Origin of the sequence: Pseudoalteromonas sp. SCSIO 43201, assembly GCF_023716725.1 — a bacterium.
Taxonomy (GTDB): domain Bacteria; phylum Pseudomonadota; class Gammaproteobacteria; order Enterobacterales; family Alteromonadaceae; genus Pseudoalteromonas; species Pseudoalteromonas peptidolytica.
The window spans coordinates 2215216-2227039 of record NZ_CP072683.1 but is presented as its reverse complement, the minus strand read 5'-3'; the positions used below and the strand labels follow the sequence as shown (position 1 = coordinate 2227039).

General features: G+C 41.8%; 10 protein-coding genes. 8 read left to right on the top strand and 2 right to left on the bottom strand.

Annotated elements, in window-relative coordinates; translation table 11 throughout:
- Window positions 1-3: 3 nt before the first annotated feature.
- From cyoC to J8Z24_RS09490, 4 genes are all read left to right on the top strand, one after another.
- On the top strand, window positions 4-624 hold the full coding sequence (gene cyoC, locus J8Z24_RS09505) for a cytochrome o ubiquinol oxidase subunit III (protein WP_128732181.1): 621 nt from the start codon (window positions 4-6) through the stop codon (window positions 622-624).
- Complete coding sequence (gene cyoD / locus J8Z24_RS09500; protein ID WP_128732182.1) at window positions 624-983, top strand: cytochrome o ubiquinol oxidase subunit IV; 360 nt, start codon at window positions 624-626, stop codon at window positions 981-983. Before cyoC ends, cyoD begins: the two co-directional genes overlap by 1 nt.
- Before the next feature lie 13 nt (window positions 984-996).
- The gene (cyoE, locus tag J8Z24_RS09495; protein ID WP_176032347.1) at window positions 997-1875 is read left to right on the top strand and encodes a heme o synthase; all 879 of its coding nucleotides are present in this window, start codon (window positions 997-999) and stop codon (window positions 1873-1875) included.
- Window positions 1876-2008: 133 nt separating this feature from the next.
- The gene (locus tag J8Z24_RS09490) at window positions 2009-2248 is read left to right on the top strand and encodes a hypothetical protein (protein ID WP_125253825.1); all 240 of its coding nucleotides are present in this window, start codon (window positions 2009-2011) and stop codon (window positions 2246-2248) included.
- A 32-nt stretch (window positions 2249-2280) separates the two neighbouring features.
- On the opposite strand, the gene J8Z24_RS09485 is transcribed toward J8Z24_RS09490, so the two are convergent.
- A complete protein-coding gene (locus J8Z24_RS09485) occupies window positions 2281-2817 on the bottom strand; it encodes a TetR/AcrR family transcriptional regulator (protein WP_176032348.1) in 537 nt (178 codons plus the stop codon).
- A 110-nt stretch (window positions 2818-2927) separates the two neighbouring features.
- Between J8Z24_RS09485 and J8Z24_RS09480 the strand changes: the two genes are divergently transcribed.
- Together J8Z24_RS09480 and J8Z24_RS09475 are read left to right on the top strand one after the other, a co-directional pair.
- Window positions 2928-3383: an HPP family protein gene (locus tag J8Z24_RS09480; protein WP_147389096.1), complete on the top strand. Its 456-nt coding sequence runs from the start codon at window positions 2928-2930 to the stop codon at window positions 3381-3383.
- Window positions 3384-3598: 215 nt separating this feature from the next.
- Window positions 3599-5647 carry a winged helix-turn-helix domain-containing protein gene (locus J8Z24_RS09475; protein ID WP_252094576.1) on the top strand — a complete coding sequence of 683 codons (2049 nt, stop codon included), beginning with the start codon at window positions 3599-3601 and terminating at the stop codon, window positions 5645-5647.
- Between the two features lie 11 nt (window positions 5648-5658).
- Here J8Z24_RS09475 and J8Z24_RS09470 read toward each other — a convergent pair whose 3' ends face one another.
- Window positions 5659-7845, bottom strand: a complete 2187-nt coding sequence (locus J8Z24_RS09470) for a carbohydrate binding family 9 domain-containing protein (RefSeq protein WP_252094575.1) — start codon at window positions 7843-7845, stop codon at window positions 5659-5661.
- A 510-nt stretch (window positions 7846-8355) separates the two neighbouring features.
- Here J8Z24_RS09470 and J8Z24_RS09465 point away from each other — a divergent pair.
- Together J8Z24_RS09465 and J8Z24_RS09460 are read left to right on the top strand one after the other, a co-directional pair.
- Entirely contained in the window at window positions 8356-10329 is a 1974-nt protein-coding gene (locus J8Z24_RS09465) for a UvrD-helicase domain-containing protein (RefSeq protein WP_252094574.1), read from the top strand.
- A gap of 78 nt (window positions 10330-10407) precedes the next feature.
- The gene (locus J8Z24_RS09460; protein WP_176032350.1) at window positions 10408-11697 is read left to right on the top strand and encodes a Glu/Leu/Phe/Val family dehydrogenase; all 1290 of its coding nucleotides are present in this window, start codon (window positions 10408-10410) and stop codon (window positions 11695-11697) included.
- Window positions 11698-11824 lie beyond the last annotated feature (127 nt).

Sequence of the window (11824 nt, the reverse complement as noted above, 5' to 3'; positions counted from 1 at the left end):
TTCATGAGTGCTATAACTCCCGCTACGCTGCATGCGTTAGAAGATGCTCACGAGCATGCAGACCATGACACAGGTTCAAATACCGTATTTGGTTTTTGGCTATATCTGATGACGGATTGTTTGTTGTTTGCTTCCTTCTTTGCCACTTACGCTGTGTTGTACATGAACACCGCAGGTGGCGTATCTGGCAAAGATATCTTTGAGCTGGGTTTTGTTGCGGTTGAAACCGCAGCCTTACTGTTAAGTAGTATTACTTTTGGTTTTGCCATGATAGCGGCAAACAAACAGAAAAAGTCGCAAACCTTATCTTGGCTTGCGGTGACATTTGCCTTTGGTGCGGTGTTCATTGGCATGGAAGTGTATGAATTTCATCATTTAATAGTACACGGTCATGGACCGCAAAATAGTGCTTTTCTGACTTCTTTCTTCTCATTAGTGGGTCTGCACGGCATGCACGTGACGGCAGGCTTGATTTGGATGAGTGTGATGATGATTGAAGTGACACGTCGTGGTCTTAAGCCACAAACGGTAACACGTTTGAGCTGCTTAAGCTTGTTCTGGCACTTTTTAGACATTGTTTGGATCTGTGTATTTACTGTTGTTTATTTAATGGGGGCAATGTAATGAGCCATAGTGGATCTCAAGCGTTAGCACAGACTGATGTTCATAAGCATGAACACGACAGCCACGGTAGTGTGAAGTCGTATCTAATTGGTTTTGTGCTATCCGTTATGTTGACAGCCATTCCTTTTGCTGCCGTGATGAGTGGCAGCTTGTCATCTAGCACGACATTTTGGACGTTAGTGACAGCGGCGTTAGTGCAAATTTGGGTGCATCTAAAGTACTTTTTACACCTGAATTTTGTTACCGAAGAAGGCAAGGCAAGCACGCTTTCCTTTATCTTTAGTGCGTTGATTATTGTGATGGTAGTGGGGCTGTCGGTCTGGATCATCTACGAATCGAACGCCATGATGATGTATTAACAGGAGAGTAGTCATGCTGCGTCGTTATTTTCAGGTGACAAAACCTGGGATCATTATGGGAAACTTGATTTCAGTCGCAGGAGGCTTTTTATTGGCCTCTCGAGGTGAAGTTGATTGGCTGCTATTTACATTGACTCTGCTAGGGCTATCTTTAGTCGTTGCGTCAGGTTGTGTAGTTAACAATGTCATCGACAGGGATATCGATGCGGCAATGGCTCGCACTAAAACTCGCGTGACAGTAACTGGGGAAATTTCCTCAGTTGCTGCACTGTCACATAGTCTGGTACTCGGATTATCTGGCTTTGGGCTCTTAGCCTATTTCACCAATTGGATTGCGCTGGGTTTTGCCGCATTTGGGTTTTTTATTTATGTCGGTGTTTACAGCTTATACATGAAGCGAAACTCAGTGTATGGCACTGTGGTTGGTAGCCTGTCAGGGGCAGTGCCTCCTGTGGTTGGTTACTGCGCAGTAAGCGGGGTATTTGACTCTGGCGCTGCCATTTTATTATTGATGTTTTGTCTTTGGCAAATGCCGCACTCTTACGCCATTGCGATTTTCCGTTTTGACGATTACCGAGCCGCGAATATTCCGGTGCTGCCAGTCGCGCAAGGTGTTGAAAAGGCCAAGCATCATATTGTTTTGTATATCGCCATTTATGCACTGGTGGTGATGTTACTACCGCTTAGCGGCTACACCGGTGTAGCATTTATGGCGGTGGCCTGTACAGCCAGTTTTTGGTGGTTATTGATGGCGCTAAAAGGGTACCAAAGAGACTCAGATTTACATGGTTGGGCGAGGCAAGTATTTGCATTCTCAATAGTCAATATCACAGTCCTAAGTATCGCGATGGCGATTGATAATCACAGCACAGTTTCTGCGATGCTGTACTGATCGCAGATTATCCCAAAGTAACTAAAACCCAAAGGCCCGCAGGGCCTTTTTTCGTTCTTATTTGTTTTACGTCGCTTGCTTTTTACCCATTTTATCTCCATATCAAGCTTATTGAATAGATGAGAAGATAATAATGGATTTAGGGATAGCTGAGGTATTGTTGTTATTTATGGCGATTTTTATCGCGTCCTTTTTACTTTTTAAGGTCGTGCTATGGGCCAAAAAAATGCCAAAAGGCGCCTATTTATTTTTGGCATTGATGCCGCTGATTTCTCTTTTTCCTATTCCACCACCTGTTTTTAAAAATGTCGCGAAAGCCAAACAAGAACAACGTAAAAAAGCCCCCAAATCAGGCGATAAACCTGAGCAATAAGCATAAAGTGGAACCTTCAAATAGCACGCTGTTTAGCTCGTGAATTCTGCTGCCCGCATGGCCACGCTAGCATCGTGACAGGTATACGCCGTTGAAATAATCCCTTCGCCCAATAGAAACAGGCGCTCGACAGCGGCATCATCAGCGTCGTTGAGCGATTGTTTGAGTAACGCTTTTACCGCAAGTTTGTGCCGCTGGCATAGTTGATTAATTGGACTGGTAAGCTCACCAAATTCTGCCGCTGTGTTAATAAAGTAACAACCACGGAATTCGCCCAGTACCTCCACCTTATTATTAATCCACTGATCTAGCGCCAAGAACAGTTGCTTTTCGAGCATTTCGCTGGTCTGGACATCTTCAAGGCAACCAGATAACCAAGATATAAATTGGTGATGTCGCTGCTCAAGTGTTGCAAGCACCAACGCATCTTTACTCTCAAAATGGTTATACAGAGTCTTTTTAGCGATACCAGATGACTTTAATACTTCGTTAATGCCAATGGCATGAATGCCATGTTGATAGAACAGTTCCATTGCGCAATCGATCAGTTGTTGTCTTTTTGTACTCATCAGTCAGCCATGTTTATTACCGTGATTATAGGTTGACAGAAGTAGACCAACTTGTCTATCATTTGAGAGGTAGACAGATTTGTCTACTTCTTTGAAAGGGAACGTATACAATGAGAGAAATACAACTTGCTTTAATTGCTGGAGCGGGCGCGTTTATCGCCATTGCAATATTGGCGTTTAGTCAAACGATAAGTGCTGAGTATATTTTTTTAATGGCACCTTTAGGCGCTACTGCAGTGCTGGTGTTCGGTGTGCCAAAAAGCCCACTAGCGCAGCCTAAAAACGTTATTTTTGGACATATTATTACTGCAACAATTGGAATTATTTTTGCGCAATATATTGGTGTAAATGAACTCACCTTGGCAGCTGCAACAGGCGTTGGAGTATTTGGTATGTTGGCAACAAAAACGACGCATCCGCCAGCTGGGGCAAATCCCATATTGATAATGCTAGCAATGGAAGGGTGGAGTTTTTTATTTACGCCAGTCATCACTGGTGCTGTGATCTTAGTGCTGGTAGGCAAAGCGACTTTACTATTCACAAATAAGCTTAACGTAGCAACTTGACGCGAATTAAACTCAGTAGCACTTTAATCGACGTGCGGGCTTATGATAGCCTGCAGTTTTTATAATAGTTCGTTTACTGCATACAATTGGTATAGACTACACCTAAGAAAACGTCTCAATAATTCAAGTAACTTTTAGTTATTTGATACTAAACGAACAGTTGATGTTTGTTGGTAATAATAACAATAATAAACCTTACATGGAGTAGATGTAGTTTGGAGCGAATTCAATTTGGTCAATTTCTGTTTGATACGGGGTCATATGAGTTAACGTGCGAGGGTGAAGTGATTGTACTTGATCCCAGAACGGTATCATTATTGCTATTTCTGCTAGACAACCCCAAGCGGATAATCACACGCGATGAACTACAAACGGTGATTTGGCAGGGTGTAATTGTGACCGATAATGCCATCAATAAATTAGTCGCTAACTTACGCAAAACACTCAATGATGACCCTAAATCCCCACAGTATATTCAAACCGTACCCAAGCAAGGCTATCGTTTTATTGCTGAGGCGTCTGTACTTAAAGGTGTAAAATCCCACCTCGATACTGATCAAAAAAGCGTTAAGTCAAACTACGTAGTTAAGGGGCTTGCCAGCTTATTAGTTTGTTTGTTGGCTGTTGTATTGGTGATGCTGAACAGCCGAGCATCTTCAGAGCTAAATTATAATGAAAATAATGTGTTAACTAGAGTAATGGGGGCTAAACGGAGTCTGGTCGTAGCACCTAGTGGGGAGTCAGTTAGTTTTCTCAATGACACTCGAGGTAAGGGGAATACACTTTGGGTCAAGCGCCTCAATGATCAGTATGATGATGTCGGTACACAGGTTGCAAGTGGCGCATACTATATTGATGCTTTAGTTGCACAGACTTCTACTCACCTGATTTTTACGGGATACCAAGAAGAGCAATGCGGTTGGTTCAAAGTCCCCTTTGCTGAGGGAACGCGAACTCTCGCCGCTGGCAAGGCACAACTGCTTGGTTGTAATAAATTAGTGTCTCATCAATTTACTTATGATACGCGGCAGGACGTGATCTGGCTGCTAGGGCACCCGAAGCAACACGAACATCAAAACACGTTATACAAGGTTGACTTCACGACAGGTTTAGAACCTATTAATGTAACATTGCCTAAAGGATGGCAGTTTATTTCTCTTGACCTTAAAGCTGACTCGAGTGAGCTACTACTTATAGCTCACAACAGTCAAGGAATAAGTCAGTTCTTTACGTTTGATACCACTTCTCACACATTAACCGCATTGGGGAGCACTCATCAGCAAATTGAGTTTGGTATATGGGGACATGAGAGTGACCAAGTGATTGTGGTTTCTGCATCAAAGCCAACTCAACTGCAATCTATTAATGTACAAAAAGGTTCTGAACGTACGCTCGCGAGTTTAACGGATCGAATTTGCTGTGAGCTAGCACGCCATCCAAATAATAAAGATTATGTGTACTCAACATACGACAAAAACATAGACCTTAATTGGCGACTTACCGGTTTTGAATTAGACAATAGTAACGGCAACGAGAGACTTCCTGCGTTCGCTAATAAGCAAATAGGGATCTACTTTACTTCGAACCGTGCCGGTGGCAACCATATTTATTTCCAAGCACCAGCACAACGTGCGGCGCAAGTGATTATGATGGATGAGCATATGCGGCTGCGAGAGTTGGCAGTATCTCCAGATGATAAGTTATTGCTGGTGAATCATAATAATCATCAGCTATGGATAGTGGATAGCGAACGAAAAAATGTGCTCCATCAGACCTCTTTAGATGGTTATGGTTTTGCTCAGTCTTGGATTAATAACACTTTATTTGCTGTTACGGTAAAACAGAAAACGTCCCGCAGTGTGCGAGTATATAATCGGCAGTTACAGCTGGTGGCAGAGTTGCCACCATCGTGGATGCGTATTATGCCAGATAGAGCAAATAGAGAAGTTATATATGTCTATAATCAAGACAAAAACGTATACCGCTTTACATTGGCTGATTTACTCAATGGGCAAATGCAAAAAGGGGTTCAGCTTGGAGAAGTTGAGCATTTTCATCAAGGTATAGTCGAAGATAGCGTGTTATATGCAAGCGACCACATAGAGGCAGAATTAACAATTTATAAACTCAATGACCGTCACCTACAATTTTTAAGTCAAAACCCATTTGATGGGTATTATGGTTTCGATGTAAAGGACGGTCAGTTAATTTATGCGAGCACTCGGGTGTTTAGTAGCGACTTATATACCACTCAAGCGCGTTAGCGAGTCTGCTCTTACCATCTATAGGTATATGCTAATTTGATTGCGGTTTCATCCGTATTTTCAGTACGTTCATGCCAGCCATCTTCTATGTTATAACCTCGGTTGATACTGGCTATATAAACTTCGTCTGGTGATGGCTCGAAGCGTATGCGACTGAAAATAGAGAAGTTATTGGTCTGATCATTGTGCTGTAATAATGTATTCCAAGACCATTCACTGTTAAAGGCTAGATTAACACTAAGTCTGGTATTAAAAAGTTGGTCATTGATGCCATCTTTTTGATAATAATACATATTGCGACTTACATTTAAAAATAGATGCTTATTTGGACGATAATTCAAATCTAGGCTAATGCGTTCAAACTCGGCATCATAAAAACTCCCTGTTAAAAATCGTGAAGTTACATAAAGGGGCCTGTTATTGGCACTTCTGATGTACAGTTCATTTTGAATATAATCATATTCTTGCGGCATAAAAGTGAGCTTATCCGTAAACCTGAATGGTTTTGTTAAGATCCTTTGATAGCGGTTATGACTGAAAAAGAAGTGATCATTATTTTTTAAATCAATTTGCAGTGGTCGTAAAAAAAGGCTTTGCCCTTGTCGGTTGCCTTGGGTGTCTTCCCAAAGATAATAAAATCCAGTAAATTGGTAGTAGTTAATGTTATCTGCTAACCACCCCGACTGTGGCCTTATTCGATAGTGGCTTATCGCCTCGTAAAATTGAAGATCCTTCCTATTTACAAAGCCTAAAGCAGGGTTAAAATCTTTACCTATATATTGATACCGACTACGAAGATAAAATGTGTCATTTGGCAGCTCTATTGATCCCCCGTAAGACTTGTTATCCTCATTGGTTATCTCCTCTGTTGAAACGGCTTCCGTTTCTTGATAGTAAGCGTGAGTGACGAAGGGGTATTGATCAAGCATATTGCCTTGGACGCGATAGTCTGCGCCTACTAATCTTCTTTGGGCTTGGCCATCAGGGCTACCATTGGTTACAATAGCACCAATTTGATGCTGCTGTGCAATTTGCTGTGTCACACGGGCGACACTAAGCTGTGTTTCTTCGGATTGATTACCATCTTGTTCTTGATTTACGCTTAAAATACCTAAGCGAGTATTACCAATCTGCCCTGTTAATTTGGTGCCCCAATTGATATCTAGAATACCTGATTGTCGACCCTGTCCGATACGTCGTGAGTAAAAAGGCATACCATTGGCGTGGCTATCTCCCATACCACCAAATCGAAAAATTTGACTGTCCTGTAGAAAGAAATCGCGTTTTTCAGTGAAGTACTGAGAGTATTGAGTCATATTGAGCGGTACTTGATCTACCTCTGTGCCTGAGAAGTCAGTATTGAGTGTCAGCATCGCAGAGAGATTTGGTGTCACTTTGTAGAGTATGTCCAACGCTGGTGTGAGTTTACTGTCATCGTCATTGCCTTTTAGTGCCAAGCTCGGTTTTACCTCTACTCCCAAGCCTTGCTTTAAGCCTTCAAGCCCTTCAATGGGGGCGAGCTGGTTAGTATGCCAAGCGAAGTTACTCGGGTTATTAAGGTTCCAATAAATTTGTGTATTAGGGTTGGCTACGCGGTGCCTGAGCTGCAAGCCCCATTGTTTAGCACCTTGCTCAAACGAAATTGATTGCATTGGAATAGCAATTTCTACAGACCATTTATCTTCTTCGATGTGTGTTTTAGCAAACCAAAGAGTTTTCCATTGGGCAATATAATTGGTACCGTCAACTAAACCATCTTCTTTAACACCTGAAGGAGTGACATGGAATAGATAAGCGTCTGCTCTGTCAAAATTAGTGTCTAGAATAAGTCCAAAATAATCCTCATCCCACATGTATTCGCCTTGCGTCAACACTCGGTCGGTTAACGAGGCTTTAGGCTGATAAATCGTCGCCGCAACGTAGAAGTAATCACTATCGTAGCTGATATAAGCCTCAATATTATGATCTGGGGTATTGCCGACATTGGGTCTAAACACAACGAAGTCATTGATGTGTTGTGCCTCCTGCCATTCATGTTCTGAAAGCTTACCGTCAATGGTGGGTTTTTTTGTAACCTTTGGGATAAAGGTTGGGGGTTGAGTAAATTGCTGCCAATTCGCTTGGACGTTAAACGAGCTAAAGACTGATAGCAGGGTGATTATGGCAACACATTGTTTAGCATTAACTAGATTTATCATTGTTATTTTCTCTGATCACAATATCTATTCATCATGCTGCAGCCTTTGTAAAAAGAAGTGATTAAGCAGCGAAATAAGATGACAAAGTAGTGATTTTTTATGATGAAAATATGCCTAGCGTATTGAAAATATTAAAAATAATTAAAGGCATGTAAAAGTAGAGAGCTACAGCTCGACGGGGTGATTAGGTGCTACTAATCTTGACCTTAAATTTGAATTTGCTGTAATTTCATTCCCTTACACGTGTAAAGCTCGGTACAAGCTTCTCTTTCTCTCGTCAGCGCGTTTGAGTGGGTACTATTTCGTACTTTTTTATTCATAGCTTAGCTAAGGGCTATAAATTACGCATCGCGGACTTATTGAGCGTTCGTTAATCAACCTAAAACGAACCGTGGGAGTTAAAATAAAAGTATATAAAACAGCAGATTAATATTTTTCACGCTATATATGTGGCAACAGTAACGAAAGTGATGAAATTTCATTGAAAGAGAATTTGAGTTTCGTGCTAGCATGTGGGTAAGGGAGCTAACTTGTCTGATTTATCAATTGATTGCACTACATATTTTTAGCCGGTTGTTCCACGGGATCCGTGGCGCTAAATATTCAAAAGAGGAGGTGTTCCTCAGCGCAAAATCTGCACATACATCGGTGTTATTTCGTGATATGTGTCAGCCTCCAACTCTTAGTCGCCGTTGGTTATATCAAGAACTCAAAATACAGACTGAAACAGCGACGTATTTGATATTGATAAAACATCATGGTGCGAATGAGTTGATACAGACATTACAGCAACACTGGATTAGGCATCATGGTCACCACTTACATGCCAAAGTGAAAAAAATAGAAACGCTACTCAGTAGTCGCTATCTTAGCCAAAGCATACAAAAAGTAGTGTTTGATGTGGCTGGATCATTATGGTGCAGTTGGAAAGAGGTTGATAAGGGAATATTACCCAAAGCACTTGAGCCCATGGTGGCGACGATACGTGAAATTGCATCGTGGACTGAGAATGATATTGCTGAGTTTCAGTGTGCATTTGTCACGTACTACTTGGGGCAAGATGTGCTCTATTTTGACCAAGTTGAATCCAACCCTTTGACTCTCGCACAGCGTAAAGCCTGCATTGTTCAAGATGACAGGCAACTATTATTGGCTGCTGCAGGCACTGGAAAAACCAGTGTTATCAAGGCAAAATTGGGATATTTACTGCATCGAAAGCTAGCCAATGCAGATCAAGTGATACTACTTGCTTATGGCAATGATGCTGCAACTGAAATGCGAGAACGTTGTAATGACATAGCGAATACTCTGAATTGTTCAACGTTTCACTCATTGAGTATGCAGATCATAGAAGCTGTAACAGGAACAAAACCCGTGTTATCAACGCTAGCAACAGATAAGGCGCAGTTTAAGCTATTTATCTCTGATGCTATCCAGTCTTTGCGACAAGAAACACACTTTGAACAAGCCTTTCATCAATTTTTGGATGGTCAAGGTATAAAGCAAGCCCAACATGTCATTGAACTACTCAGCCAAATGTTGCCGTTGATAAAGCAGGCGCAAATAATGGGAGAAGTAGAGTCATTAATTATGCGATTTAATCATCAAATGACGGTCCCGCTGGCAGTACTTGCTGAATATCAGTTGTATCTAACCAATGAGGCCTGTATCGATTTTGATGATATGCTAGAACGTGCTATCCATTATGTTGAAAATGACAAATTTAGAGTGCCTTGGCGTTATATTTTGGTTGATGAGTTTCAAGATATTTCTCGTGTCAGAGCAAAGCTAGTTCAAGCGTTATTGGATAAAAAAACTGGCAGCCAATTATTTGCGGTAGGTGATGATTGGCAAGCAATATACCGCTTTAGTGGTGGTGATATACGGCTGACTACAGAATTTGCCAAACATTTTGGAAAGTCTACAACTACCTATTTAGATAAAACTTTTCGCTATCCACAAAGTATTCTGGATACAGCTTGCGAGTTTATATGTCGAAATCCTGAGCAAATAGCCAAAGATATCAGTTCAAACCAACTAGGTATCAAAGGGCAAGGAGTTATAAAAGTCCCCAGTGGTGACGAAATAATGGATGCTCAACAACTCCTTAATTTGATTGAGCAACGTAACGAAGGTGCGGTATCAGTTTTGTTACTTGCTCGAAACCATAAGGGTTTACCTGATAAAGCGCAGGTGGATAACTGGCGTCGACTATTTCCGCAGCTGGCGATCAGTACCAATACATTTCATGGCGCTAAAGGGACAGAAGCCGACTTCACGATAGTGTTTGGCCTTAAAGCACGTCTATTCCCATCAAAAATAAAAGTACCAGAGATAATAGAGGCGTTACTTCCAGCAAAAGGAAGTTATGCAGATGCAGAAGAGAGGCGGTTATTTTATGTCGCGTTAACTCGAGCAAGAAAGCAGTGTTTTCTTTTGGAGCCTGATGAGTCACCGTCTTATTTTCTACAAGAAATTGCGTGATTAAGGTTTATCCACTCTTGATCTTTTATGACATTACACGCATACCATTATTATCACACTAACAATGTTGAGGTAAGGATGAGCACAGATCTATTAAAAGACGCGTTAAAAAGAGTAAACACAATCGTAGAGAAAACAGGGATAGAGCAGTCAACGTATCAAGCGCTTGCTCAACCCCAAAGAACCTTGTCTAGTAATATCTCTATCCGCAGAGATAACGGTAAGTTGGACTACTTTGAGGCACATCGATGTCAATATAATGACCTCCTTGGGCCAACCAAAGGTGGGATCCGCTTTCACCAAGACACCAACGTCAGCGAAGTCCAAGCATTAGCACTGTGGATGACACTCAAGTGCGCGGCGGTCGGTGTTCCGTTTGGAGGTGCAAAAGGTGCTGTAACCGTTGATCCTAAAACCTTAAGTCCAATGGAGTTAGAGCGCCTAGCACGTGCCTATATTAGGGCTAATGCCGATTTCATTGGCCCGGAGCAAGATATTCCAGCACCTGATGTTTATACCAATGCAAGAATTATGGGCTGGATGATGGATGAATATGAGAAAATTGCAAGGCAGAAAAGTCCAGCGGTGATCACCGGAAAGCCGCTAATTTTTGGTGGAAGCGCGGGACGAGAATCAGCAACAGGTCGTGGCGCATTTTTAACCATTGAACAGTTAAGTAATAAAAATAACTGGGATAACTCGGACAAAACAGTTGCAATTCAAGGATTTGGTAATGGTGGCTATCATTGTGCGCGACTGTTACAGCAATCTGGATACAAAGTGGTTGCAGTGAGTGACTCTAAGGGAGGAATTTACTGTAAGGAAGGCTTGGATATCGAAAGTGTTTATCAAGAAAAGCAGCGCAGTAAATCGCTCAAAGCGGTTTATTGTAAAGACTCTGTGTGTGAAAGTGTTGAACATGATGTCATTAGTAACGATGAGTTGCTGAGCTTGAATGTTGACATACTTGTTCCAGCAGCATTAGCAGGCGCCATAACAAAAGAAAATGCTGACTCCATTGCTGCAAATTATATTGTTGAAATTGCAAATGGTCCGGTAGAAGCAGATGCTGATCCCATTTTAAATGATCGCGGCATTATGGTGATCCCTGACATTTTGGCGAATGCTGGAGGGGTAATTGTAAGCTACTTTGAGTGGTGCCAAAATCGCCAAGGAGAAGCATGGGATGAACAAGTTGTGAACGATAAACTGGCCAATTACATGCAGGATGCTTTTGATAAAGCATGGGAGCTAAGCCGAGAGGAAGGGCTCGACATTAGAGACGCTGTGTATAAGCTTGCATTACAGCGAATACAAAGCGCATTACAGGCACATGGGACACAGTCTTACTTCGAAAATCGAGAGTAGTTTTTTAGATTGTGTCGATAAATTTTTTTTGCTGTACTGTTTTTAGGTGAATCCACATAATCGCGCTTTTGTTTATAGGGCGATAGCACTTACTGCCAAGCGGTGTTTTTACATTATATTGTAGATG